The sequence below is a fragment of the Nocardiopsis potens DSM 45234 genome, from assembly GCF_000341105.1.
GTDB lineage: Bacteria > Actinomycetota > Actinomycetes > Streptosporangiales > Streptosporangiaceae > Nocardiopsis_A > Nocardiopsis_A potens.
The window spans coordinates 41,314-66,833 of record NZ_ANBB01000056.1; the positions used below are offsets into that span (position 1 = coordinate 41,314).

The window sequence follows — 25,520 nt, forward strand, 5'->3', positions numbered from 1 at the left end:
CGGAGGCCCCTGCGCTCGGGGCAGGCCGCCCGCACACGCGGCCGCGTGTGCGGGCGGGGGTTCCTCCGCCCCGCTCGTCCCCAGAGCCGCACTCCCCGTTCCCCGCACGGGCAAAAGCCGGTAGGAAATAGCCCATGCCCCCTCAGCGACGCGGCGACCGCCGCACCGGCGTGCGCCGGGACCACCACGTCAAACTCAGCCTCAGCGCCGAAGAGCACCGGCTGCTCTCCCGCGCCGCCGACGAGCACGGCATGACACTGGGAGGCTTCGCCGCCCACGCCTGCCTCGGCGTCGCCCGCACTGCACTGGAGACCACCCCCGGCCGGCGCGAAGCCATGATCACCCTCAACGAGGGCATCATCGCCCTGGACGCCCTCGCCGAACTCCTCCACTCCGAAGGCACCGCCCCCGAGCTGCTGCAGCGGGCCGCCACCGCCATCGGTACCCTCGAAGACGCCTGCGAAGCCCTCCAGAAGAGCGCCCGGCCATGATCGCCAAAGTCATGCGCGGCGGCGACACCCGCGGCCTTCTCGAATACCTCTACGGCCCCGGACGCGCCAACGAGCACAGCGACCCCCACCTCGTCGCCGCCTGGCGCACCTGGGGCGTCCACGACCCCGGCCCCGCCCCCGGCCCCGAACTGGCCCGCCTCGCCGACCGCCTCGACCGCTTCGTCCTACCCGGCCGGCCCCGCCACGTCTGGCACTGCGCCGTGCGCGCCGCCCACACCGACCGCGCCCTGACCGACGCCGAATGGGCCTCCATCGCCGGCGACCTCCTCGACGCCGCCGGCATCGCCCCCCGCGGCGACTCCCGCGGCTGCCGCTGGATCGCCGTACGCCACGACGGCGACGAAAGCCACCACATCCACCTGGTCGCCACCCTGGCCCGCCAGGACGGGACCCTGCCGCGCATCCACAACGACGCCCTGCGCCTGCGCCACGGCTGCCGGCGGATCGAGCAGCGGCTCGGACTCCGCCCCACCGCCCCCGCCGACCGCACCGCCGCCCCCCGGCCCACCCGCGCCGAGCAGGAGCGCGCCCGCCGCGCAGGCCGCACCGAGCCCTCCCGCACCGGCCTCGCCCGCCTCGCCCGTCGCTCCGCCGCCACCAGCGGCAGCGACACGGAATTCTTCGACGCCCTCAGCGCGGCCGGTGCCCTGGTCCACCACCACCGCACCGGCGGCGCCCTGGACGGCTACGCCCTGGCCTGGCCCCACGACCGCACCGCCGCCGGAGCACCGGTGTGGTTCTCCGGCTCCAAACTCGCCCCCGACCTGTCGCTGGCCCGCGTCCGCGCCCGCTTCCCCGCCCCCGACCGCGACCCCGCACCCGGCTGGCCCGGCCTGGCCCTGGCCCTGCGGACCGCACACGCCCAATGGGCCGACCACGGCCCCGACCGGCGCGCCGCCACCACCGCCGCCCTGGGCGACGCGCTCAGCGCCGCCGCCACCGCCCCCACCGGCATCGCCGCCGCCCTGGGCCGGGCCGACCACGAATGGGCGCACGCCGCCCGCCCGCCCCTGCGCGCCGCCGACCACCCCGCCGCGCGCACACTGCGCCAGGCCGCCCGCCGCCTGCCCGGCACACCCGCCCGCCCCGGCGAAGCCGCCCGAGCCCGCGACGAGATCACCGCCCTGGCGCGCACCGCGGCCCGCTGGTTCGCCGAGCAGGGTTGGCGCCCCCAGGCCGCGGCGGCGCGCGCCGCCCTCGACGCACTCCGCGCATGATCGCCTCCGGTGGGTCGGGGGCGGGGTCGGGGTTCAGGCCGTCGCTGATCACCTCCGGCGGCCCCGGCCCGGGCCGCGCGGGCCGCCCCGCCGCGCCGAGGGCCCCCCGCGACCCGCCCGCGGCCCGCTCCGGTCCGCCCCGTGCCGGCGCCGCAGCGCCTCGCGGATCGAGGGCGGCGCCGAACGCCGCGCCCCCTCCCCCCGGCGGGCCTCCAGCAGATCGCCGACCATGACCTCCTTGCGGGCCTCCAGATCGCGACCATAGGCACCGATCGCCGCCTGCACCAGAGCACGATCGGAACCGAACACCGTTGGGTCCAGGCCCTGAAGCGCCTCGGCCGCCAGATACAGGTCGGCCCGCTCCCGCGAACGCGTCATCGCCGGATACAGCGAATTGGCGTCGGCCCCGATGCCGTACACGTGCACCCGCTCGCACGTCAGCCCCTGAGCCGCGGCGATGGTCATCGCATACCCCAGGCTCACGTCACCGCGCGCCAGCGCCTCCGGAGAGAACCACGCGCTGCGCTCGCCCTCGCGCGAGCGCCACCGCACCCGCACCCCCCGCCGCGCATCCACCTCCGCGACCACACCGCGCACCCCGTTCAGGACATCGGGCCCCTCCCCGCGCCGGGACCGGTAGTCGTTGCGCCGCACCCGCACCACGTCCCCGGCCGACAGCTCCAGGCGCCCGCCGCCGCGCAGCGCGAACCCGACCTCGTCCTCCCCCAGCCACCCCTGGCCGCGCGCCAGTGAGCGCATGCGGGCGTTGAGTTCGTCGACGTCGCTGTTGCGCGCCGCCAGCACCAGCACGTCCTCGGCCGCGCGGTGCGGGTCGGCGATCCCCCGGCGATCGGCCAGCCACGCCTGCGCGATGGCGGCATGGGCCTCATGGGCCCGCCGCGCGGCATGCACCCGGCCGGCCCCGCCCCACACGGCCAGCGCACTGGAGTGGCCGCCCTCCACCCACAGCTCCAGGGCCTTGCGGTCCACCGCGCGGCGCTGCCGGCGGTTCTCCCGCAGGGTGTGGCCCCCGACGATGCGGTGCACCGCCGCGAAGGAGCCGCCCACCCCCACCGCGCGCAACTGGGCCGGGTCGCCGATGCCCACGACCTTGGTCCCGGCACGCTCGGCCGCGGCCGCCAGCGCGGCCATCGAGTGGTCGTCGACCATCGCCGCCTCGTCGATGACCAGCACGTCCACCCCCTCCAAGCCCTCCCCGGACTCGATCCGCGCCAGCCAGGAGGCCACCGTGCGCGCGGCGATGCCCGACTCGGCCTCCAGATTCGCCGCGGCCACCGCCGCCGTGGCCGCCCCCGCCACCCGCAGCCCCTGAGCCGACCACCCCTCGAAGACCGCGCTCATCAGCGTGGTCTTGCCCGCCCCGGCCACCCCCCGGACCGCCTCGACGCCGTGCCCCTCCACCAGCAGCCGCACGGCGCAGGCCCGCTGCTCGTCCGAGAGGGCGAACCCGCGGCGCTCCTCGAAGGCCGCGAGCGCCTGCTCGGCCTGCTCCACCGGCACCGCGGCCGCCCCCTCGCCCCGGCGCCGGCGCGCCGACAGGGTGATCGTCCGCTCGGACTCCACGATCCTGCGCGAGGTCCACTGCGTGGAGTTGGACAGATGCGTCTGGGGCCCGCCGCCCAGCGCGACGGCGTCCGGGCCGCGCAGAACCGCATCGGTGAGCACCTCCAGCTCCGAAAGCCCGGACACCCCCTGCGGCAGGGCCTGCAGCACCGCCGTCATCACCTGGGTGCGGGTGGCCACCTTGCGCCGGGCCGTCACACCGGTCTCGGGATCCCACACCGCCGCGCACAGCTCCTGCAGGTCCACGCGCGCACCGCCGCGCCCGACCCCCGAGCGCAGGCCCGGCAGGCCCGCGGCCAGTACTGCATCGGGGTCATAGCCCGCCTCGCGCGCTCGACGGCGCCAGGACCGCCGGGCACTGCCCGGTTCCTGATCGGGCCGCTTCGCCTCGGCCAGCGCGCGGGCCACCGCTTGGCGCTGCGCCGTAGAGGCGCCGGCGGCGGCGTGCGCGTCGATCTGGCGGGCCCGGGAGCTGAAACCGGAGCGCAACCGGGCATCGAAGCCCGCGATCTCCCATTCGCCCGAGCGTTCGTCCCGTTTCCAGACGGCGCCGTAGCGCTCGCTGAGCCGGCGGCGCATGCGGGCCTTGGCCAGCTCGCCGGCCACGGCCACGTGGCGGTGCAGATCGCGCCCGCCGGCCGCCAGGGTGCGCCAGCCGCCGTCCTCGCACTCGATCAGGTTGGGAATGGTCACGTGGGCGTGGATATGGGGGTCGCCGGCCTGCCCGCCCACCGGGCGGGCCGAGCGGTGCAGCGTCACCGTCGCGGCGAACCCGGCCGATTCCACCCGCCGCGCGCGGGCACCGTCGCCGTGGTGGCCGGCCAGCCCGTAGGCCGTCCACTCCTCGACCGCCCGGACCGTCTCGCGCACCGAGTCCAGGTAGATCTCCTCGAACTCGGCCGCATCGGCCTCCCCCATCAGCCCGTAGGCCACCGACATGCTCTTGGGCATGTTCAGCACCAGGTCATAGCCCATGTTGCCGACGGCCACCCGGTCATCGGCGTGGCGGCGGGCCTTGGCCAGCTCACCGGCCTCCCACAGCATCGCCGGGTCGACCCCGGCGGCCCCGGCCACCGCCTCCAGATCGCCCACCGCGGCGCGGTGGGCCGCGCCGTCGCGCAGCACGCCGCGCTCCAGGCGCCGCCACCGCGCGGCCAGGCGCTCCGACCCCAGCAGCTCGACCGGGTCCATGCCCTCCTCTCGGGAGGGGTCGGCGGCCGCGGCCACCGCCCGCACCGCCTCGACCAGGGGCTGGGCGGGGAGCTTGGCCCGGGGGTCGACCGCCGTCTTGGGGGTGACCAGCTGCTCGCCGGTGCGCGGGTCGCGCCCGGCCAGCGCGGCGCGCACCTCATCGACCTCGGCCTCGGTGTCCACGGTGGTACCGGGGGCCCGGCCGAACCGGCTCCAGCCCGAGCCGATCCGCTCCAAGGGCCGGTCGGCTCCGCCCAGGCGGTACTCCACCTGCCGGTTCCCGGCCGCGTCGTCGTGGGCGTGGGCGCGGTGGTCGCAGCCGCATTGGCCGCTGAGGCGGTACTCGATCTGCTCGGTGCTGCGCAGCTTCACCACCGCGGCCACGGCGCCCCCGCCCGGCCGCAGGGCCCCGGTGCCGCGGCGGGACCGGGCCGGTTCACTCCCGGTCCGCGGCCCACCAGGGCAGCTCCGCTCTGCGCTTGTCCGAGCCGCGCCCCGGTCCCGGGCGGGCGTTCCACATAAGCAGCAGGTCCGCGGCGCGGTAGCGCGCCCGCGGGTACCAGCGCCGGCCGTCGACGGTGTCGGGCAGCGTATCGGGCCGGTCGTCCTTGATCTGGGTGAGACTGCGCCCGTCCACCCCGATCAGCTTCGCGAACCCCACCAGGGTGACTTCGCGCTCCAGGTCGGCGGCCGAGAGCTCGGCGGGGTCGGGGCGGCGCGGGCGGAAGGGTTCGAGTGCGGCGGGGTCGTAAAGGGCGCTGCCCCCGCCTCCGCCTTTTTCGCTCATGCCGGTGCGGTAGCGCTCCGGGCGCGGGAAGTCGGGGTAGTAGCGCGGCATCACGTGCACCGCGTAGGCGTGGCTGTAGCCGACTTCGGCGGCCCATTCCTTGAGCGTTACCAGCGGCCGCTCTTCGGGGCCGCGGCGCGGATCGGACGGCATCTGCCCGCCTTTCGCACCGGTGTCGGGCGGGCCGACACGCTTGGGGGGATTCGTGACGATACCAGCGCTCTGGCGCTTTAGCGCTTCTCGTTCTGGGTGCCGTTCGGGTTGCACATGTCGCAGTCCTCGATGTCGTGCGCGCCGCAGTGCTCGCGAACGACCGGGTCGATCTGTCCCTTCATGGTTCACCTCCTCTCGCTGTTGAGTTCTCAAAGCTCGGGGCCTCGGGGGCCTTCAGTTAAGAGTCTACCCTTATTGCTGGTGGGTAAACCTACTGGTTGGCGCGGATCCCGTTGCCGCAGGTGCAGACCTCGCCGTTGGGCAGGGTGCCGATGTTGTTGCAGCTCGGCGTGTTGGTGCAGTCGCCCGGGGTGTCCGCCACGCTGCGGGCGGGGCGGTGCTTCCAACCCGGGGTGGCCTTGTTCTTGTCCTTCGCCATGGCTCCTCCTTGGCGTCCGTGCCGCGCGAGGGGTCGCGCGATTGTTGCGGTGGGGCTCGGCCCGACGGGCCGGGCCGGGCCGGGGGGCATTCACAATCGGCTCCGAATAGGGCGGGGGTCCCCCTCGCCCCTGCTGTTGCCGTCCGTGCCCCCCGGGTCGGGCCGGGAGGGACCCGGCGGGGTGGGCTCCGAAACAATCGGGTGGGCCCGGGCCCCGCCGGATCGCAGATCCCAGCGCGCTTGCGGCCACCGCCGGCACGCCGCTAAAGCAACCCTTAGATATAACTTGCTTCCCTTTTTTTCCTTTTCTCTTTTTTCTTCGCTTTCTGGGGTCGGACCCGGGGTCGGCCTGGGGGCGGTGCGGTGTGTATGCCTTCTGGGGGCTGCGGGGCCGTGCGGCCGTGCGGCGCTCGGAGGGCTCTCCTTGGGGTGGCTGGTGGACCTGTGTGGCTCAGGCTCGGAGGAGTGCTCGCCGGAGGAGGTCGGCGCCGCCATCGGTCAGCCAGGTGCGGAAGGTGCGCAGGTCGGGGTGGAGCGCGCGGAGGGCCTCGATGTCGGCGTGCCAGCGGTGGCCGGCGAGCCAGAGGGCGCGGGCCTCGGCGACCGCGGGGCCCGCCGACTCCGCCTCGTCCGCGTCCAGGGCGGAGTAGCGGAGGTCGAGTCCGGTCGCGGCGTTGATCGCGGCGAACGCCTCGTCCGGAGTGGGGTCGTCGCCGGCGAGTTCGAGGGTGCGTCCGGCGAACCGGGCGGGGTCGGCGAAGGCCATCGCCGCGAACTCGGCGATGTCCTCCAGGGCGATCAGCTGCACCGGCTCGTCGGCGGGGAACACGTGGCGGCTCACGCCGTCCCGGACGTCGTCCACTCCGGCGCCGGTGCCGAGGAAGTTCGTCATGAAGCGGACCGGGCGCAGCACCGTCGTGCTCAGCCCGGCGGCCTGCAGGTACCGCTCGATCCGCAGTTTCCCCTCCGCCTGCCGGGCCGCCCCGCCCGAGAACGAGCCGATGCCGGTGAACACGGCCTGCTCCACCCCGGCCGCGACCGCGGCGTCGACCACCGCGGCACCGCGCCGGAACTCCAGGCCGGTGTCGGCCCCGTCCGGCCCGTAGGCCGCCGGCGGGACGATGAACACCCCGTCCGCGCCGGTCAGCGCCGCTTCCAGGCCCGCCGGGTCGTCCATGTCGCCGGGGACCGGTTCCGCTCCGATCGCCCGCAGGTCCGCGGCGGCCGGGGAGTCCGGCCTGCGCACCAGGGCCCGGACCCGGTGGCCGTCGGCGCGCAGCCGGCGGGCGACGGCGCCGCCCTGCCGCCCGGTTCCGCCCGTGACCAGGATCGTCCGCGTCTCCTCCATGGTGTTCCTTCCGGTCGTAGAATCGGGTCGTCCGACCCGGATCGCCATGGACGCTAGGCCTCTCACCGGGGCGCGGAGGGATTCCGTGACATGGTTCGCGAGATGAGCGCCCCCGCGGAGGGCCTCAGGGCCGACGCCAGGCGGAACCGCGCCGCCGTCCTGCGGGCGGCCCGGCGCGCCGTGGCGGCGGAGGGCACGTCCGTCTCACTCGCCCTGATCGCCCGCGCCGCGGGCGTGGGCGCCGGCACCGTGCACCGGCACTTCCCCACCAAGGAAGGGCTGCTCGAAGCCGTCCTCGCCGCCCAGATCGACGAACTCGTCGCACGCGCGGAACGCCGGCGCGGCCGCTCCGGGCCCGGCGGAGCCTTCTTCGCGCTCCTCCTCGACACCGTCGAATCGGCGGGCGGGCGCTCCCGGCTCTGCGGTGCGCTCCGGACCGACGCGGGCTGGCCCCGGACCGTGCTGAGCGCCTCGGCGCTCCGCTTCGAGGAGGCGCTGCGCGACCACCTGGCCGCGGCGCAGCGTGCCGGCGGTGTCCGCGCCGACGTCACCACCGATGAGGTGAAGGCGCTGGTCGTCGGCTGTGCCGCGATGGTGTCGAGCGGGCCCGGCGGCGAGCGGATGGCGCGGACCGCGCTGGAGGTGCTGCGCGCGGGGCGGGCGCCGGGCGAGGACGTCACGGAACCGGCGGGCGGTGCGCCGATTCGTGACGCGGTGCCCGCGTCCCCGGAGATCCGTGACGGCGCCTTCCCGCCCCGGTGGTGCCGGATTTGCGGGACGCCGCTGGAGGTCCGCGGTACCGGGCGGCCTGCGCGCTACTGCGGTCCCGCCTGCCGAAAGCGGGCCCAGCGGCGGCGGGAGAGGGAGCGCGCGGGGGCGTGACGCGCGGCCCTTCTCCCAGAGGGGCGGGCCCCGGAGCCGAGGCGGGGAGGGCCGCCCCCTGGCCCTATCGGACCGCCGGATGTTCCGGATCTGCGCCGACGAGCGGTACGACGCCCCTGGCCGCCGCGGGCTCGGTCCACGCCGGCGGCCGCTCCCTCTGCCTGCACAGCATGCAGAACAGCGTCCGGGGCTCGCTGGAGCTCCCGGCAGGATCGGTGAGCGGCGGGGCCGCGTCCGCCGCCGAGGGCCGCCCGGAGCGGTATCTCGGCCGTTTCCCGGCTCCGGGGCCGTGGCGGTCGGGGGCCGGGCGCTACGTTGAGGGCGTGCTTATGGGGCGGGACGAGGAGGAGGCCGCCGTCGCCCGGCTGGTCGACGGGGCGCGGGCCGGGGTGAGCGGGGCGCTGGTGGTGCGCGGGGAGGCCGGGATCGGCAAGACCGCGCTGCTGGACGCCGCCGCGCGCGGCGCCGACGGGGTGCGGGTGCTGCGGGCGACCGGGGTGGAGGCCGAGTCCGGGCTGCCGTTCGGCGCGCTGCACATGCTGCTCCGTCCGGTGCTGCCCGCCGTCGACGGGCTGCCGGAGGCCCAGGCCGCGGTGGTCCGCGGCGCCCTCGGGCTGTCCGAGGCGGAGCCGGGCGAGCGGTTCCTGGTCGGCCTGGCGGTGCTCACCCTCCTGTCCGATCTGGCCGCCCGGCGCCCGGTGCTGTGCCTGGTCGACGACGCGCACTGGCTCGACGACGCCTCCGCCGACGTGCTGCTGTTCGCCGCCCGCCGGCTGCACGCCGAAGGGGTGGCGTTCGTCTTCGCCGCGCGCGACGGGTTCGACGCGCCCGGCATCGAGGAGCTCGCGCCCGCGCCGCTGGACCGGGAGGCCGCCGTCGGGCTGCTCGCCGACCGCTTCCCCGGTCTCCCCCGCGACGTGCGGGACCGGGTCCTCGCCGAGGCCGAGGGGAATCCGCTGGCCCTGGTCGAGCTGCCCGGCGGCCTCACCGGTGAGCAGCGGGCCGGCCGCGCCGCCGCGCCGGCCGCGTTCCCGGTCCGGCGGCGGGTGCTGGACTCGCTGGGCGCCCGCATCGACCGGCTGCCCGAGGGGACCCGGCTGCTGCTGGCCGTCGCCGCCGCCGAGGGCACCGGCGAGCTGGGCACCGTGCTCCAGGCCGGGCGGGCGCTCGGCGCCGCCGAGACCGACCTGGACCCGGCCGAGCGGGCCGGCCTGGTGCACGTCTCCGGGGTCGCGCTCGCCTTCCGCCACCCGCTGATCCGCTCCGCGTGCTACCAGGCGGCGGCGCCGTCGCTGCGGCTGGCGATCCACCGCGCCCTGGCCGGGGTGCTCGACGGGGACCGGCGGGCGCTGCAGCTCGCCGCGGCCGCCACCGGCCCGGACGACGGCACCGCCGCCGAGCTGGAGCGGGCCGCCGAGCGGGCCCGGCGGCGGGGGGCCCTGCCCTCCGCGGTGCCGTTCTACGAGCGCTCCGCCGAGCTCAGCGCCGACGCCGCGGACCGGGCCCGGCGGCTCACCCGGGCCGCCCAGTCCTCGATCACCGTGGGCCGCACCGAGCGGGCGGACGCCCTCGCCGAGCAGGCGGCGGCGCTGACCCGCGACCCGGTGCTGCTGGCGGGCACCGCGATGGTGCGCGGCACCATGGAGATCGAGCGGGGCGTGCCGGCCCGGGCGGCGCGGGTGCTGCTCGACCGCGCCGCGCCGATCACCGGCCGGGATCCGGCGCTCGCGCTGACCCTGCTGGTCATGGCCGCCGATGCGGCGTGGGCGGCCGGGGAGGGCGAGGCGGTGCGGGAGGCGGCGCGGCTGGCGGAGGGGATCTCCGCGGAGCCGGGCGGCGCGGACGGGTTCCTGCCCGCGCCGGGGCCGGTCGCCGCGTCCGTGGCCGCGCTCGGCCTGCTCGCCGCGGGCGACGTCCGGGGCGCGCTGCCGCGGCTGCGCGGCGCGGTCGAGTCGGCCCGGTCCAGCCCGCCGGACAGCCTCATCGTCCGGCTGCACCTGTGCGCGGCGGCGCTGCTCATCGGGGACGACGAGGCGGCCGCGGAGCTGGCGGGCGCGGACGCCGCCGCCGCCTGCGGGCGCGGGCTGCTCGGCGCGCTCCCCGCGGTGCTGCAGATGCAGGCGCAGGCGCAGCTGATGGCCGGTCGGCACCGCGACGCCGCCCTGTCGCTGGCGGAGGCGCTGGCCTTCGCGCGCGACACCGGGCAGACGCACCGCGGCGCCCGGCTGAGCGCGGTGGCCGCGCGGGCCGCGGCGATCGAGGGCGATGGGGAGCGCTGCCGCCGCCTCGCCGGGCGGTCCGCCGGGACCGCGGAGTCGGCGGCGGCCGCGGAGTGCGCGCTCGGCCTGCTCGACCTGGCCTCCGGCCGCCCGGCCGAGGCGCTGCGCCGGTTCGCCGGGGCGCTGTCCGGTCCGGCGCGCGCCACCGGGCCGGCCGTCTCCTCCTCCGCCGACCTGGTCGAGGCGGCGGTGCTGGCCGGGGAGCCCGAGTGCGGCCGGAAGGCGCTCGCCGGGTTCGAGGTGTGGGCGCGGGCCTCGGACCGGCCGTGGGCCCGGGCGCTGGTGGAGCGCTGCCATGCCCTGCTCTCCGGCCCGGACGAGGCGGGCGGGCGCTTCGCCGCGGCGATGGCGGAGCACGAGGCCGGCGGGCGGCCGTTCGAGCGCGCCCGGACCGCGCTGCTGTACGGGGAGTGGCTCCGCCGGCGCAAGCGGCGGGGCGAGGCGCGGGATCTGCTCCGCACCGCGCTGGAGGTCTTCGAGCGGCTGGGCGCCGCCCCGTGGGCCGGGCGGGCCCGCGCCGAGCTGCGCGCGGCCGGTGAGGCCGCCCCGGCCGGGGGCGGCGGCGCGCCGGCGTCCCTGCTCACCCCGCAGGAGCTGCAGATCGCCCGGTTGGCCGCGGACGGCGTGAGCAACCGCGAGATCGCCGCGCGGCTCTTCCTGAGCCACCGCACCGTCGAGTACCACCTGTACAAGGCCTATCCGAAGCTCGGCGTCCGGTCCCGCGCGGACCTGGCCCGTCTGGACCTCTCCGACGGCTGAGCGGACGTCGGGCCCGCCACTGGGCCCGCACGTGGCGGGCCCAGTGGCGGCACGGATTCGGGCCGGTGGGGTGCGCGCCTACCGTTCTGTTCTGCGCCCCGGCACCGGGCCGGGCGCGGAGCGGAAGGGCGGGAGTCCGATGAGCAAGGCCGTCGTGTTCCACGAGCCGGGCGGGCCCGAGGTGCTGCAGGTCGTCGAGGCCGAGGTGCCCGGGGCCGGTCCCGGGGAGGTGCTGATCGAGGTGATGGCCGCCGGGGTGCAGCCGTTCGACGTGGCCGTCGTCGAGGGCTGGCTGCCGGCGGTGGTCGGGCCGATGGACTACCCGCGCATCCCCGGCAACGAGTACGCCGGGGTGGTGCGGGAGGTCGGCGAGGGCGTCTCCGGGTTCGCGCCCGGGGACGAGGTGCTCGGGTTCAACGTGCTCGGCTCCTACCGCGAGCACGCGGTCTTCCCCGCCGACCAGATCACCGCCAAGCCGGCGAACATGCCGTGGGAGGTCGCCGGCGGTTTCACCGCGGCCGCGCAGACCGCGCACATCGCCCTGCAGGACATGGGGCTCGGCGCGGGCGAGACGCTGCTGGTGCACGGTGCCGCCGGGGCGGTGGGCGCGATGGCCGTGCAGCTCGCCCGTTTGAAGGGCGCGACCGTGATCGGCGCCGCCCGGGAGCCGCAGCACGACCACCTGCGGTCGCTGGGCGCGCTCCCGGTCTCCTACGGCGACGGCTTCGCCGACCGGGTGCGGGCCCTGGCCCCGGAGGGGGCGGTGCACGGCGCGATCGACGGGGTCGGCGGGCACGCCCTGGACGCCTCGCTGGAGCTGGTCGCGGACCGTTCGCGCATCTTCACCCTGGTCGAGCACGGCAAGGCGGCCGATCTGGGGGTGCGGACCGTCCCGCCGAAGCGCTCCGCGGCGCGCCTGGCCGAGCTCGCCGACCTGTACGCCCAGGGGAGGCTCCGGGTGCACCTGCACCGCACCTTCCCGCTGGAGAAGGCGGCCGACGCGCACCGCCACTACAAGGCGGGCGGCATCCGCGGAAAGATCGTGCTCACCACCGCCGCCCTGCGCGGCGCGACCGGCGCGTGAGCCCGGTTCCGCGCTCCTTTCCCCCGTCCGCGTGTCGGCGCGGCAGGCGGGGTCGGTGCCGGGGCGCCCCGGCACCGGTCCGGTCCCTGTTCCGCACCCCCGGTCGGGATCGGCCCGCGTCTCCGGCGCGGCCGCCCCTCCCCCTTCCGGAACCTCCACGACTCAGGGCCTCATGCGCCCGGAAAGGCAGGACCCCATGGCCTCCGCCACCACCGGCACCACCCTCGACGTCTGGGTGGACATCGTCTGCCCCTGGTGCTGGATCGGCACCCGGAACCTGACCGCCGCCCTGGATCGCCTCCCCGGGGCGGACCGGGTCGAGGTGCGGTGGCGGGCGTTCGAGCTGCGCCCGGGCGGGCCGGAGCGGCCCGGCCTGCGGCTCGCCGAGGTCATGCGCACCGAGTGGGGCTTCGACGAGGAGCAGGCCGCCGCGGTCGTGACCCGGGTGAAGGCCGGCGGCCGGGCCGTCGGGCTCGACCTGGACCCGGAGAACGTGCGGCCGTTCGACACCTTCGACGCGCACCGGCTGGTCCGGCTCGCCTCCGAGCACGGTGCGGCCGGGCCGGTGCTGGAGCGGCTGTTCCACGCCTACCACGTGGACCACGCCGAGCTGGGCGGGCGGGACGCGCTCACCGCGCTGGCCGCCGAGGCCGGTCTGGACCCGGCCGCCACCGAGGAGATGTGGCGGACCGGGGCGCACGCCGACGGCGTGCGGCGCGACCGCGAGCTGGCGGTCGAGGCGGGGGTGACCGGGGTGCCGTCCTACCGGGTGAACGGCGGGAAGGCGGTCTCCGGTGCGCTCGGCCCCGATGAGCTGCTGTCCCTGCTCCGCGAAGCGGAGCGGGGGTGAGCGCGGACCCGGTGCCCGGTCCTGCGCCGGCGCCGCGCACCGTCGCCGCGGTCTCGACCGGGCTGCTCCTGGGCGTGCTGCTGTCGGCGCTGGACCAGATGATCGTCGCCACCGCGCTGCGGACCATCGCCGAGCGGCTGGGCGGCGCGGAGGTCCAGGCCTGGGCGATGTCGGCCTACCTGGTGGCCTCGGTGGTGTCCACGCCGGTCTACGCGAAGCTCTCCGACGTGTACGGGCGGCGCCCGCTTTACACCGCCTCGGTCGGGATCTTCCTCCTCGGGTCGCTGCTGTGCGGGCTGGCCTGGTCCATGCCGGTGCTGGCGGTGTTCCGCGCCGTGCAGGGGCTGGGCGCCGGCGGGCTGATGGCGCTGGCCCTGGCGGTCCTCGCCGACCTGCTGCCGCCGGAGCGCCGGGTGCGCCACCAGGCGTGGCTCGGCGCGGCGTTCGCGGTGGCGAGCGTCGCCGGGCCGGTGCTGGGCGGCTTCTTCGCCGGGGCCGGCACCCTGCTGGGGGTGGACGGGTGGCGCTGGGCGTTCCTGGTGAACCTGCCGGTCGGGGCGGCGGCACTGGCCCTGGTCGCGGGGGCGCTGCCGCGGCCGGCCCGCGGCCCGGCGCGCCGCGTCGACCTGCTCGGCGGGGTGCTGCTGGTCGCGGCGGTCGTCCCGGTGCTGCTGCTCGCCGAGTTCGGTGCCGAGTGGGGGTGGGCCTCCCCGGCCGCCGCCGCGGCCGGTGCGGTGGCGGCGGCGGGCGCGGTGCTGTTCGTCCGCACCGAGCGGGCGCTGGGCGATGATGCGCTGCTCCCGCCCCGCCTGTTCCGGAACCGCACGTTCACCCTGGTCAACGCGGTGAACTTCGCGGCGGGCATCGGGATCTTCGGCGGTCTGCTGCTGCTCCCGCTGCACCTGCAGGCGGTGATGGGGCTCTCCCCGACGGAGGCGGGGCTGATGCTGGTGCCGCAGACCGCGGCGATCATCGCGGCCGGCCGGATCGCCGGCCCGATCGCGGTGCACGGCGGCCACCGCCCGATGCTGGTGCTGAGCACGGCGTGGATGGCCGGCTCCATGGCCGGCTTCTCCGCCCTCGGCGCGGACTCCCCGCTGTGGGCGGTGGGCCTGCTCGCCGCCGCCATGGGCCTGGGCACCGGGGTGTTCTTCCAGGTGGTCGTGGTCGCCCTGCAGGACGGGGTGCCTCCGGAGGACGTGGGCGTGGCCAGCGGCCTGTTCACCTTCTTCCGCCAGATCGGCGGCACGGTGGGCACCGTCGCCCTCGGCGCCCTCGCCTTCGGCCTCGGCCCGCTGGAGCACTCCATCGGCACCGCCTACCTGGCCGTGGCGGGCGTGCTGCTGGCGAGCGCCCTGCTCCCCTTGGCGGCCCCGTCGAGGACGGGCGGGAACCGGGCGCCCACCGGATGAGCTCGGGACCGCCCCGGTCCCGTCCGGGGTCGGGGCGGTGCCGGAAATCAGTCGCGTGAAGGGCTCGGCGGAGCTTCACGCCCCGATGCCGAGCTCCGCCATCAGCCGCCATACCCGGGTGGACCGGCACTCCGTTCTCTTCTCCTTCCGCTCTCCCGTTATGAGGGGTTCTCCGAAGGTGTCAGCGCATGGTCGACGCCGGTCGGATCTTGGTCAGGAAGTCGGCCCAGGTGACCAGGGGCCCGCGGTGCCCCTCGGGCGCGGCGGCGAAGGGGCCGTAGCGCGGATCGCCGCCGGTCGGCACCTGCCCCCACGCCTGCGCCAGGGCCTCAGCGAGGAAGAGTCCGCGCCCGTGCGTCCGGTCCACGGCCGGCGGCAGAACCGCGGCGGTCCCCTCCGCGCACCCCTGATCGACGATTTCCAGGTGAACGATCCCGCTGGACAGGCCGACCAGGGTCAGGCCGACGCGCCCGCCGGGGCGGCCCGAGGCGGTGTAGCGGATCGCGTTGGTGAAGAACTCGCTGGCCACCAGCTCCACGGCGTCGGCCACGTCGGGGAAGGGGTGCAGCAGCGAGCGCGTCCACAGCCGGGCCTGGCTGCACTGCTCGGGCCGGCCCGGCAGGGCGAGGCCGCCGGAGACGGTCGCGACGGGTTCCAGGACCTGCACGGCCATCACGCGGCCTCCGCCCACCCGGTGCGGAACCCGCGCGCCCGGGGCCGCCGGGCGAACAGGTCCACCACGTCCGACCGGGGATGCCGGACGAGCATCCGCGCGGCCCTGCCCGGCGCCGCCGCCGGGGCCTGGCCGCGCTTTCCCCAGATGAACCACCATTCGCCGCCGATCCGCACCGCCACCACCGCCACGCGGCGACCGTCGGCGTCGGTGGTGTAGAGCACCGGGTGGTCCGAGGATCCGAGTGCGATCAGCGCGGTGCGTCCCAGGACGCGGATCTCGTCCTGCAGGTCGGTGAGCAGAGCGGCACGCCCTCCATGCACATATGACGACTCCATGGCGACTCCTCCTCATCGAGAACACCTCTGACGACGAGAATGAGTTAAGCATGTATTCTCTTTCCATTCTCAAGCTTTGAAAAATTCCATCCGGAGGGATACACCGGTCTCACCCCGAAGTGAGGAGGGGTGGCTTGCTTCTCGCTAGGCTCGCGATGTCAGAACCCTGTCCACCAGGAGGTTTCGTGGCGGCCAACCAGCCCACCGTGGCCGGACGCGGCCTGGGCGCCGAGCTGCGCTCGATCCGCGAAGAGCACAAGCTCAGCAGCACCAAGGTCGCCAAGCGGCTCGGCTGGCCGCAGTCGAAGATCTCCAAGATCGAAAACGGGAAGCAGAGCATCAGAGCCGCGGACGTGGCCTCGCTGCTGGCCGTCTACGGGGTGATCGGCCACGAGCGGGACCACCTCATCGCGAAAGCGGAGAACAGCGACGAGGCCGGCCTGTGGGAGAAGCAGAGCGGGATGTCCCGGGAGTCGAGAACACTCATCCAGCTCGAAGCGGAGGCCACCGGCATCTTCAATCTGGAGCCGCTGATCCTTCCCGGACTGCTGCAGACCCCTGACTACATCCGGGCCCTCATGACGACAGGGGGCATCTCAGAAGAGGACACCGAGGTCCGCACGGCCGCGCGATTGGGCAGGCAGGCGCTACTCAGCCGCCAGACCCCGCCGCGCACTGAATTCGTCATCGACGAATGCGCCTTGCGCCGCCCGTTGCTACCGCCCCGACTGATGGCGCGCCAGCTCCGCCACATCATCGAGGCGACGGAACGTCCCACCGTCACCGTCCAGGTCCTTCCGCTCTCCCTTGGTGGTCACCGAGGGTTGGACGGACCTTTCATGCTGCTGGAGTTCGCGAAGTTGCGGAGCGTGGTCCATGTGGAGCACAAGATCTCCGCGTTCTTCCTGGAAGAAGAGCAGGAGACCGCGTTCTACCGCCAAGAGGCCGATAGCCTGAGGGAAAGCGCGCTGAATCCCGCTGAATCAGTGGATTTCATCGCCGGCATCGTCCGAGAACTCGACCGTGAAGGATGAGGGCCACAAGATGAGCATGCCCCTCCTGCCGCCCACCGACTGGCACAAGAGCTCCTACAGCGGCACCAACACAAACTGCGTCGAGTGCGCCCGCACCCCGAACGCCATCGCCGTGCGCGACTCCCGACACCCGCACAAGGGCCGACTGGACATCCCTGCAGTCGAGTGGACCGCCTTCCTCGACGCGGTGAAGCACACCCGGCTCTGACCTGGAATAAGGGCATCGCCGGGAGCGGAGAACGACGACCGCCCCCGGTCCCTTCAGGGGCCGGGGGCGGTGCCGGTGGGGCTTCCGGGGTGCGGGTCAGTCGGTGCCGGATTCCATGGCGGCGCGGTCCAGGGGGTCGTCCTCGGCCGGGGCCTGGCCGCTGGAGGCGATGGTCTCGGCGCCGCCTTCGGGCATGGCGCCGATGAGGCCGCTGGAGGCGGCCTGGGCGGCGCCGATCGGGGTCGGGTGCGGGCCGCCGCCGACCATGCCGAGGCCGGCGTACTGCTCCAGCTTGGCGCGGGAGTCGGCGATGTCCAGGTTGCGCATGGTCAGCTGGCCGATCCGGTCCACCGGGCCGAAGGCGGAGTCCTCGGTGCGCTCCATGGAGAGCTTGTCCGGGTGGTAGCTGAACGCCGGGCCGGTGGTGTCCAGGATGGAGTAGTCCTCGCCGCGCCGGAGCCGCAGGGTCACCTCGCCGGTGACCGCGGTGCCGACCCAGCGCTGCAGCGACTCGCGGAGCATGAGCGCCTGCGGGTCCAGCCAGCGGCCCTCGTACATGAGCCGGCCGAGGCGGCGGCCCTCGTTGTAGTAGGCGGCCAGGGTGTCCTCGTTGTGGATGGCGTTGACCAGCCGCTCGTAGGCGGCGTGCAGCAGCGCCATGCCCGGGGCCTCGTAGATGCCCCGGCTCTTGGCCTCGATGACCCGGTTCTCGATCTGGTCGGACATGCCCAGGCCGTGCCGGCCGCCGATGGTGTTGGCCTCCAGGACCAGGTCGACGGCGGAGGGGAAGCGCTTGCCGTTGATGGTCACCGGCCGGCCCTGCTCGAAGCCGATGGCGACGTCCTCGGTGGCGATCTCGACCTCGGGGTCCCAGAACCGGACGCCCATGATCGGGTCGACGATCTCCACGCCGGTGTCGAGGTGCTCCAGCGACTTGGCCTCGTGGGTGGCGCCCCAGATGTTGGCGTCGGTGGAGTAGGCCTTCTCGGTGCTGTCCCGGTAGGGCAGGCCGCGCTCCTGCAGCCACTCCGACATCTCCTTGCGGCCGCCGAGCTCGCTGACGAAGTCGGCGTCCAGCCACGGCTTGTAGATCCGCAGCGCGGGGTTGGCGAGCAGGCCGTAGCGGTAGAACCGCTCGATGTCGTTGCCCTTGAAGGTGGAGCCGTCGCCCCAGATCTGCACGTCGTCCTCGAGCATCGCGCGGACCAGCAGGGTGCCGGTGACCGCGCGGCCGAGCGGGGTGGTGTTGAAGTAGACGCGGCCGCCGGAGCGGATGTGGAACGCCCCGCAGGCCAGGGCCGCGAGGCCCTCCTCCACCAGGGCGGCGCGGCAGTCGACCAGCCGGGCGACCTCCGCCCCGTAGGCCGTGGCGCGCCCCGGCACCGAGGCGACGTCGGGTTCGTCGTACTGGCCGACGTCGGCGGTGTAGGCGCACGGAACGGAACCGTTCTCGCGCATCCACGCGACGGCCACCGAGGTGTCGAGACCCCCGGAGAAGGCGATCCCGACGCGTTCGCCGGCGGGCAGGGAAGTGAGCACCTTGGACATGTTGATAAGTATGCATGGCTATGAATGATCATGCAAATCAAGGGAGGTGCGGCCGGACCTGCGGAAGGGCTCCGCGGGCCCGGCCGCCGCGCGCGGTCAGGTGCTCAGGCGGTCAGGCGGTGAAGTCCAGTACGAAGTCGAACTCGGCCGCCTTGCCGGAGGCGTCGTCCCGGACGTTCATCAGCAGCCGCGGGTCGAAGATCAGGTCCGTCTCGTTGCGCGGCTCGCCCGGGAAGTAGAGCTGGGTGGTGAGCACCGGCCGGCTCGGGGCCTGCACCTTGACGTGCAGGTGGCGGGTGCGCCCGGGGTAGAGCCCGGGGACGATGGTGGTCAGCTGGAAGGCGCCGTCCGCGCCGGTGTACTGGTGGCCGCGGTAGTCGTAGCCGGCGTTGTCGTAGACCCCGGCGTCGTCGGCCTGCCAGAAGTCCAGCAGCGCGCCGGCCACCGGGCGGCAGTCCCGGGTGAAGACGTAGCCGGAGACCGCCAGCGGCACCCCGGGGTCGCCCGGGATCACCAGGTCGGAGCGGTTCGGCGAGTTCGGTTTGAAGTAGGGGCCCTCCATCTGCGGGGGCGTGGGGTCGTCGCCGTCGTCGCACTGCGGGGTGGGGTCCAGCAGGCGCTCGTCCGCGGCCCGGTCGCGGGCGAGCGCGGGGACCGCCCCCGATGCGGACAGCAGGGCCGCGGCGGGGGCCGCGACGAAGGCGGCCTTGAGCAGGGTCTTGCGGGTCGGCCCGTCCGGCTCCGGCCGGTCGGGGCGGTCGGCGTGCTCAGCCATGGTGGTGCTCCTCGCGGGAAAGGTGGGGGAGCGGGGCCCGGCCGGGACTCCCTGCGGGTGAGCACGAGGCTACGGTCCGTCCCCGGGGCGGGCGATGGACGGATCCCGGCGGGCGTGGTCCTTCTCCGGGGCGGCCCGGGACCGGCGGCGGTACTCCCCCGGGCTGGTCCCGGTCTCGCGGCGGAAGAACCGGCAGAAGTAGGCGGGGTCGGTGAAGCCGACCGCGCGGGCCACCGCGGCCACGGTCAGCCCGGTGCCGGCCAGCAGCCGCTTCGCCTCCAGGGTGCGGGCGCCGCGGAGCAGCGCGCCGGGGGTCCGGCCGGTGGACCGCTTCACCGCGTCGGCCAGGTGCCCGGGGGTCACCCCGAGTTCGGCGGCGGCCTCGGCGACCGTCATCCCGGCGGCCGCGGCGGGGCCGTCGAGCAGGCGGAGGAAGCGCTCGGCCGGGTCGTCCGCGGCGGCGGAGGGCCGCGCCGCCGCCCCCCGGTCGGCCGACCGGGCCGCCCGGGTGAGCAGGATGTGCAGGTAGGCGCGGAGCACCGAGGCCATGCCGGGGCGGCGGGCGCGGAACTCGCGCAGCATCTCGCCGAGGACCCCGGCGGCCTCGGCGGCGGCCCCGGCGTCCAGCGCCTGCCAGGGGCGCTCGGCGGCCAGCCGGCGGAGCAGCTCGCGGTCGCCCGGCCGGTCCAGCAGGAAGGCGTCCTCCAGCAGGACGACGTGGCCGTTCACGCCGCGGGCGCGGGCCCAGTGGTGCACCTGGCCGGCGGCGAGGACGCCCAGGTTGGGCGGGGTGATCGGCCACCGGCGCATGTCGATGACGTGCTCGCCGGCGCCGGCCGTGACGTGCACGATCTCGTGGAAGGTGTGCCGGTGCGGGAAGGCGGCCCGGGACAGCGGGCCGATCGTGTCGAAGGTCCCGATGGCGAACGGGAAGAGCTGCGGGGCGGGGACCTCCAGCCGGTGCAGCTCCATGGGGGAGGCCGTCTCCATGCGCGCTCTCCTACCCGGTGCGCGGGCCCGCTACTCCGCGCGCCGGGGCCGTCCCTCGGCCGAGGCGGCCGGGGCCGGGTGGCCGGCTCCGGGGCCGCCGGGGGCGGAGTGCTACTCGGCGGGCACCGCCGCCCGGTCTCCGTCCCGGTCGCGCTCGGCGGCGATGGCGGTGATCCGGCCGCGGACGGCGAACCAGCCGATGAACAGCGCCGCGGCCAGCACCGGGAGCGACATGAGGGTGTAGCGGCCCGCCTCGTCGAACCACATCAGCACGATGACGGCGGCGAAGAAGGCCAGGGTGGCCAGGTCGGTCCAGGGGGAGCCGGGGAGGCGGAAGGAGGGGCGGACCGCCTCTCCGGCGCCGGCCTTCCGGACGAACAGGATGTGGCAGAGGATGATCATGCCCCAGGTGCCGAGGATGCCGATCGCCGCGAAGTTGAGGATGATCTCGAACGCCTTCTCCGGCAGGGCGTAGTTGAGGCCGACGCCGAAGATGCACGCCACGCTGGTCAGCAGGATGCCGCCGTAGGGGACCTGGTTGCGGCTCATCACCCCGGTGAACCGGGGCGCCGAGCCGGCCATCGCCATCGAGCGCAGGATCCGGCCGGTGGAGTAGAGGCCGGAGTTGAGGCTGGACATCGCGGCGGTCAGCACCACCAGGTTCATCACGTCGCCCGCGGCGGGCACGCCCAGCCGGGACAGGACGGTGACGAACGGGCTCTCGTCGGCGCTGAACGCCGAGGAGGGCAGCAGCATCGCGAGCAGCAGCACCGAGCCGACGTAGAAGACGCCGATCCGCCACATGATCGAGTTGATCGCCTTGGGCATGATCTTCTCCGGCTCGGCGGTCTCGCCGGCGGTCACCCCGACCAGCTCCACCGAGGCGTAGGCGAAGACCACGCCCTGGATGACCAGGACCAGCGGAAGGATCCCGTTCGGGAGGAAGCCGCCGTCCTGGACCAGCAGGTGCACTCCGCCGTCGTGCCCGCCCACCTGCCGGCCGGTGGCCAGCAGGAAGATGCCGATGAACATGAACAGGACGAGCGCCGCGACCTTGATGATCGCGAACCAGAACTCCATCTCGCCGAAGATCTTCACCGAGATCAGGTTGACCACCAGCACGACCGCCAGCGCCGCGAGCGCCAGCGCCCACTGCGGCACCGGGGAGAAGAGGCTCCAGTAGTGGGTGTACATCGCGATCGCGGTGATGTCGGCGATGCCGGTGGTGGCCCAGTTGAGGAAGTACAACCAGCCGCCGACGTAGGCGCCCTTCTCCCCCATGAACTCCCGGGAGTAGGAGACGAACGACCCGGAGGAGGGGCGGTGCAGGATCAGCTCGCCCAGCGCGCGGACCACGAAGAACGCGAACACGCCGCAGACCGCGTAGGCCAGGGCCAGCGACGGGCCGGCGTCGTGCAGCCGGCCGCCCGCTCCGAGGAAGAGACCCGTTCCGATGGCGCCGCCGATGGCGATCATGTTGATGTGCCGTGCGCTCAGCGCCTTGCTGTATCCGGCGTCCCCGGCGTCGACGTGCCGGGTCCGCTCCGCGGTGGGCGGGATCTCTTCCCTCATGTACACGTTTCCTCGTCGTCGAGCGGTGCTGTCGCCACCGCGCCGCACGAACGCGGGCACGGCTCCGCGCCCGCGGGCCGAACTCACGCCCGCGCAGCGAGGGAGCCTCCGGCCTTGCCGGTGCTGGTGGCACCGCACGCAGGCCTGCGGCGGCCGCCCGTGAGGGGTGGGGGGCGGCCGCCGAGGGAAACCGAGAGCCACGACTGTGTGACGCAGATCCAGCGGAAAGCGTAACCACAGGTGGCGAGGGCCGGTTTCAGCTCGGGACGTGCCATGGATCACGAAGTTTCATACCGGAAATCCTGTTTTCGACACTCTGCGTGCTTTCCTCTCGAGTGAGCCCCGACACGGCAGCGGTTCCGGAGCGTCCCGCCCCGCCGCCGGGCCGCCCGGCGCCGCCCGGCCCGGCGGGTAAAACTTCGCGGGCCGCCGCAGCGCCGCCCGGGCCCCCCGGCTTTCCGGGCGCGCGGCCCGGCCGCGCCGGAAAAGGCGGCGGTACCGTGCCGGCATGGCCTCCGACCGATCCGCCCCGCCCGCCCTCGCCCTCCCGGTCCCCGGCACACCGGTGCGGGCCGTGGTCACCGGGGAGCACCCGTGGGGCGCCACCGCCAGGATCCTCGGGCACGAGGGCGTCCCCGCCTCCATCGACGCCGCGGCGATGGAGAGCCCCTCCGGGGCCCCGATCGCGCTCCCCGAGGAGCGGCCCCGGGTCGGCGAGGAGGTGGACGCCGTCGTCCAGCAGCTGCGGCAGTGGAGCGGACCGGGGTGGGTCCGGCTCTCCACCCGCGCCGCCGACCTCGCCGGGCTCCGGTGGCGGTGCGACTTCTGCATGGCCTGGACGGTGCTGGGCCCGGGCGGGGACGGCGTCGTCATGGAGGTGCGCGCCGCCGGCGGCCCGGAGGCGCACTCGGTGGTCGCGCACCGGGACTGCCTGCTCGGCGCACTGCACCCGGAGAGCCTGGAGCGCGCCCGGGTGCCGAAGGTCGGCCGCGGCGGCTGAGCGCCCGGCGGCACCGGGCCGCGCGGTGGTGCGCGCACCACCGCGAAGAGCGCCCCCGGTTCCCACCCCGGTTCAGGTGCGCGCACCATCGCCGCCGGTGAGCGCCTTCCGTAGCGTTCTGCGCAGCACCCTGCGGAAGGAGCGGCCATGGCCTCCCCCACCCTCGGCGCCGCCTCGGCGGAACGGCCGCGGCGCCCGGAGAAGAAGAACACCCCCTGGTGGCGCCGCCCCTGGGTGGCGCCGCTCGCCCTGGCGGTCCTCGTCTTCCTCTCCTTCTCCCTGCCGCGCTACGCCTCGCTCGACCCGGAGCAGGCGATGTTCTACGGCCAGGGGCCCGCGTGGCGGTACGACTGGTACTACCCGGTGCTGGTCACGCACATCTTCGCCGGGGCGGTGGCGATGCTCGCGGTCTGCCTGCAGGTCTGGCCGCGGCTGCGGCGCCGCCACCCGGCGGTGCACCGGTGGAGCGGCCGGGTCTACGTCTGGGCGGGCCTCCCCCTGGTCGGCCTGGCCTCGCTGGCGATCGCCCCGCTCAGCAGCACCGGCCCCGGCACCGCGGTGAGCAACATCGTCTGGTCGCTGCTCTGGATCGCCTGCACCGCCGCCGGCTACCTGGCGGCCCGGCGGCGCCGCTACGCCGAGCACCGGGCGTGGATGCTGCGCAGCTTCGCGCTGATCTTCGCGATCGCGCTGAACCGGATCTGGGCCGGCGTCTGCGCCGCGGCCATGTCGCCCTTCCTGGACACCGCGTTCGGCGGCGACGAGGCCGCGATGATGGCGGCCATCGCCTCCAGTTCCAGCTGGCTGAGCTGGACCGTCAACCTGATCGCCGTGGAGTGGTGGATGCAGCGCCGCGCCCGGCCGGGGAACCGGGCCCGGAGCGCGGCCGTCGGAGCGGCATGACCCGCACCCCCCTGCACCCCGCGCACCTGGAGTTCGCCTCCCGGCTGGACGCCCTGGTCTCCGGAGACCTCCCGAAGGAGGCGCTCGCCCGGGACGGGGGGCACGTCTGGTCGCCCTACTCGGCGGCCGAGGCGCTCACCCTGGTCTCCGCCGGGGCCCGCGGCCGGACCCGCGCCGAGCTGGACGGGGTGCTCGGCGGCGGCGCGGGCGGGCACGCCGCCGCGCTGCGCGCCGCCGCCGAGGACGCGCCCGGCCTGCGGGCCGCCGTCTCGCTGCGGGTCCGCTCCGGGGCCCGGGTGCTGCCGGGGTTCGCCGCCGCGCTGGCCGCGCGGCCGGGGGCGTCGGTGCGCACCGCCGACTTCGCCGGCGACCCGGAGGGGGTGCGGCGGGAGGCCAACGCGGAGGTCTCCGCGGCCACCGGCGGGCTCCTCCCGGAGCTGCTCGGCCCAGAGTCCGTCCGGCCGGGCACCCGGGCGCTGCTGCTCTCGGCGCTGCTGGTCCGGCTCCGCTGGAAGCACCCGTTCGACCCCGCCCTGACCGCGCCGCTGCCGTTCCGCACGCCGGGCGGCGAGCGGAGCGTCCCGATGATGCACCGGACGGCGGGGGTGCCCTACGCCGAGGCCGCCGGGTGGCGGATGGCCTCGCTCTTCGGCCGGGGCGGCTTCTTCCTGGACGTCCTGCTGCCGGACGACCCCGCGGCCGCCGTGCCCGCCGGAGCCGACCTGGACGCCCTGTACCGGGCCGCCGGGTGGCGGCTCGTCTCGATCGCGCTGCCCCGGTTCGAGGCCGCCCACCGCACCGACCTGGCCGGCCCGCTCCGGGCCGCCGGCGTGCGCGCCCTGTTCTCCCCGGCCGCGGAGCTGGACGGGATCACCGGCGAGCCGCTGCTCGTCGACAGCGTGGTCCACCAGGCCCGGCTCCGGGTGGACGAGGACGGCGCGGAGGGCGCCGCCGCGACGGCCGTCCCGGCCGCCCCCGGCAGCGCCGTCCGGCCGCTGCGGTTCACCGCCGACCGGCCGTTCTGCTTCGTGCTGCGCCGCGGCCCGGCCGCCCTCTTCCTCGGCCGCGTCGCCTCCCCGGCGGACCCGCTCGCCGGCTGACCCCGGGCGGGGCCGCCCGCCCGCTCCGGTGAGCCGCTCCCGCGGCGCCGCCGGCGGAGGCGGGCCCCGGGCCGGCCCCCGCCGGCCCGCGCTCCGCGCGCCGGCGGGCGGAGAGACCCCGCTTCGCCCGCGCCGGTGCGGGCAGGACCCCTCCCGGGAGCGGGCGCCCGGGAGGGGAGTCCGAGGCGGTCGGCGGAAGGAGCGGGCGTGTCCGCGGAGCACAGGGAGTACTGGGAGGGGCCGGGCGCGGCCAAGGACTTCACCCATCCGGTGCCCTACCGGCTGCTCCGCGAGCGCCTGCGGCCCGGCGCGCGCGTCCTCGACCTCGGCTGCGGGTACGGGCGGGTGCTGCGGGAGCTGGCCGACGCCGGGTACCGCGCGGTCGGCACCGACCCGTCGGCGGCGCTCATCGCGCGCGGCCGGCGCGAGCGCCCCGACCTGGACCTGCGGCACGTCCCCGAGCCGCCGCTCCCGTTCCCCGCCAGCTCCTTCGACGCGGTGCTGCTGGTCTCGGTGCTCGCCGTCGTCCCGGACGGTGCGGAGCAGCGCCGGATCGCCGCCGAGGCGGAGCGGCTCTGCGTTCCCGGCGGCACCGTGCTGCTCTGCGACTTCCCGCTGCAGGACCACCCCCGGCACACCGAGCGGTACGCCGCCTCGGCCTCCCCGGTGCACGGCGTCTTCACCACCCCCGACGGCGGCGTCTTCCGCCACCACGACCCCGCCCACCTGGCCGCGCTCTTCCCCGGCTGCACCCGGGTGCACGCCGAGGAGGTGGAGATGACCAGTATGAACGGCCACCCGATCCGGGGGCTGCAGTGGCTGCTGCGGCGGAACGGGCGGCCTCCCTCGGCGGGCCGGCGGGGCGCCCCGTAACCTGGCCGC

23 protein-coding genes are annotated in these 25,520 nt (G+C 75.6%); 13 read left to right on the plus strand and 10 right to left on the minus strand.

Translation table 11 applies throughout. The annotated features are described in order from the left end of the window. The first annotated feature begins 134 nt into the window (after window positions 1-134). Window positions 135-491, plus strand: a complete 357-nt coding sequence (locus D459_RS0122835) for a hypothetical protein (protein WP_017595332.1) — start codon at window positions 135-137, stop codon at window positions 489-491. Continuing rightward, window positions 488-1,729, plus strand: coding sequence for a relaxase/mobilization nuclease domain-containing protein (locus tag D459_RS32450; RefSeq protein ID WP_017595333.1), 1,242 nt, complete (start codon window positions 488-490; stop codon window positions 1,727-1,729). The genes D459_RS0122835 and D459_RS32450 overlap by 4 nt, the downstream gene beginning before the upstream one ends. 48 nt (window positions 1,730-1,777) lie before the next feature. Here D459_RS32450 and mobF read toward each other — a convergent pair whose 3' ends face one another. The 4 genes from mobF to D459_RS0122865 form a co-directional block, all read right to left on the minus strand. Next, window positions 1,778-4,888: a MobF family relaxase gene (gene mobF, locus D459_RS32455; protein WP_017595334.1), complete on the minus strand. Its 3,111-nt coding sequence runs from the start codon at window positions 4,886-4,888 to the stop codon at window positions 1,778-1,780. Window positions 4,889-4,940: 52 nt separating this feature from the next. Continuing rightward, window positions 4,941-5,444 carry a hypothetical protein gene (locus D459_RS0122850; RefSeq protein ID WP_017595335.1) on the minus strand — a complete coding sequence of 168 codons (504 nt, stop codon included), beginning with the start codon at window positions 5,442-5,444 and terminating at the stop codon, window positions 4,941-4,943. A gap of 271 nt (window positions 5,445-5,715) precedes the next feature. Continuing rightward, window positions 5,716-5,883, minus strand: a complete 168-nt coding sequence (locus D459_RS35915; RefSeq protein WP_017595337.1) for a hypothetical protein — start codon at window positions 5,881-5,883, stop codon at window positions 5,716-5,718. 451 nt (window positions 5,884-6,334) lie between these two features. Continuing rightward, window positions 6,335-7,231, minus strand: a complete 897-nt coding sequence (locus D459_RS0122865) for an NmrA family NAD(P)-binding protein (protein ID WP_017595338.1) — start codon at window positions 7,229-7,231, stop codon at window positions 6,335-6,337. A gap of 102 nt (window positions 7,232-7,333) precedes the next feature. Between D459_RS0122865 and D459_RS0122870 the strand changes: the two genes are divergently transcribed. From D459_RS0122870 to D459_RS32460, 5 genes are all read left to right on the plus strand, one after another. Next, window positions 7,334-8,113: a TetR/AcrR family transcriptional regulator gene (locus D459_RS0122870; RefSeq protein WP_026120678.1), complete on the plus strand. Its 780-nt coding sequence runs from the start codon at window positions 7,334-7,336 to the stop codon at window positions 8,111-8,113. Window positions 8,114-8,442: 329 nt separating this feature from the next. Continuing rightward, complete coding sequence (locus D459_RS0122875; protein ID WP_017595340.1) at window positions 8,443-11,151, plus strand: ATP-binding protein; 2,709 nt, start codon at window positions 8,443-8,445, stop codon at window positions 11,149-11,151. A 139-nt stretch (window positions 11,152-11,290) separates the two neighbouring features. Beyond that, window positions 11,291-12,235, plus strand: coding sequence for a quinone oxidoreductase family protein (locus tag D459_RS0122880; protein ID WP_017595341.1), 945 nt, complete (start codon window positions 11,291-11,293; stop codon window positions 12,233-12,235). 196 nt (window positions 12,236-12,431) lie between these two features. Continuing rightward, entirely contained in the window at window positions 12,432-13,085 is a 654-nt protein-coding gene (locus tag D459_RS0122885; protein ID WP_017595342.1) for a DsbA family oxidoreductase, read from the plus strand. Beyond that, window positions 13,082-14,497, plus strand: coding sequence for a DHA2 family efflux MFS transporter permease subunit (locus D459_RS32460; RefSeq protein WP_017595343.1), 1,416 nt, complete (start codon window positions 13,082-13,084; stop codon window positions 14,495-14,497). Before D459_RS0122885 ends, D459_RS32460 begins: the two co-directional genes overlap by 4 nt. A gap of 181 nt (window positions 14,498-14,678) precedes the next feature. Here D459_RS32460 and D459_RS0122895 read toward each other — a convergent pair whose 3' ends face one another. Together D459_RS0122895 and D459_RS36205 are read right to left on the minus strand one after the other, a co-directional pair. Further along, a complete protein-coding gene (locus D459_RS0122895; protein ID WP_017595344.1) occupies window positions 14,679-15,170 on the minus strand; it encodes an ATP-binding protein in 492 nt (163 codons plus the stop codon). Further along, window positions 15,170-15,508, minus strand: a complete 339-nt coding sequence (locus D459_RS36205; protein WP_152523085.1) for a hypothetical protein — start codon at window positions 15,506-15,508, stop codon at window positions 15,170-15,172. Before D459_RS36205 ends, D459_RS0122895 begins: the two co-directional genes overlap by 1 nt. 185 nt (window positions 15,509-15,693) lie before the next feature. Between D459_RS36205 and D459_RS0122910 the strand changes: the two genes are divergently transcribed. Next, window positions 15,694-16,542, plus strand: a complete 849-nt coding sequence (locus D459_RS0122910; RefSeq protein WP_017595346.1) for a helix-turn-helix domain-containing protein — start codon at window positions 15,694-15,696, stop codon at window positions 16,540-16,542. Window positions 16,543-16,552: 10 nt separating this feature from the next. Further along, window positions 16,553-16,750: a DUF397 domain-containing protein gene (locus D459_RS0122915; protein ID WP_020380299.1), complete on the plus strand. Its 198-nt coding sequence runs from the start codon at window positions 16,553-16,555 to the stop codon at window positions 16,748-16,750. 96 nt (window positions 16,751-16,846) lie between these two features. Here the strand turns inward: D459_RS0122915 and argG are convergent, their stop codons facing one another. From argG to D459_RS0122935, 4 genes are all read right to left on the minus strand, one after another. Then, on the minus strand, window positions 16,847-18,298 hold the full coding sequence (gene argG / locus D459_RS0122920) for an argininosuccinate synthase (RefSeq protein ID WP_017595348.1): 1,452 nt from the start codon (window positions 18,296-18,298) through the stop codon (window positions 16,847-16,849). 112 nt (window positions 18,299-18,410) lie between these two features. After that, complete coding sequence (locus D459_RS0122925; protein ID WP_017595349.1) at window positions 18,411-19,073, minus strand: dioxygenase family protein; 663 nt, start codon at window positions 19,071-19,073, stop codon at window positions 18,411-18,413. 69 nt (window positions 19,074-19,142) lie between these two features. Continuing rightward, complete coding sequence (locus D459_RS0122930) at window positions 19,143-20,063, minus strand: helix-turn-helix domain-containing protein (protein ID WP_017595350.1); 921 nt, start codon at window positions 20,061-20,063, stop codon at window positions 19,143-19,145. 111 nt (window positions 20,064-20,174) lie between these two features. Then, on the minus strand, window positions 20,175-21,635 hold the full coding sequence (locus tag D459_RS0122935; protein WP_017595351.1) for an amino acid permease: 1,461 nt from the start codon (window positions 21,633-21,635) through the stop codon (window positions 20,175-20,177). Window positions 21,636-22,143: 508 nt separating this feature from the next. Here D459_RS0122935 and D459_RS0122940 point away from each other — a divergent pair. The 4 genes from D459_RS0122940 (at window position 22,144) to D459_RS0122955 (ending at window position 25,511) form a co-directional block, all read left to right on the plus strand. Further along, window positions 22,144-22,635 carry a hypothetical protein gene (locus D459_RS0122940; RefSeq protein ID WP_017595352.1) on the plus strand — a complete coding sequence of 164 codons (492 nt, stop codon included), beginning with the start codon at window positions 22,144-22,146 and terminating at the stop codon, window positions 22,633-22,635. A gap of 147 nt (window positions 22,636-22,782) precedes the next feature. Further along, the gene (locus tag D459_RS0122945; RefSeq protein ID WP_017595353.1) at window positions 22,783-23,538 is read left to right on the plus strand and encodes a DUF2306 domain-containing protein; all 756 of its coding nucleotides are present in this window, start codon (window positions 22,783-22,785) and stop codon (window positions 23,536-23,538) included. Then, the gene (locus tag D459_RS0122950; protein WP_017595354.1) at window positions 23,535-24,638 is read left to right on the plus strand and encodes a serpin family protein; all 1,104 of its coding nucleotides are present in this window, start codon (window positions 23,535-23,537) and stop codon (window positions 24,636-24,638) included. Before D459_RS0122945 ends, D459_RS0122950 begins: the two co-directional genes overlap by 4 nt. 207 nt (window positions 24,639-24,845) lie before the next feature. Continuing rightward, complete coding sequence (locus D459_RS0122955) at window positions 24,846-25,511, plus strand: class I SAM-dependent methyltransferase (protein WP_017595355.1); 666 nt, start codon at window positions 24,846-24,848, stop codon at window positions 25,509-25,511. Window positions 25,512-25,520 lie beyond the last annotated feature (9 nt).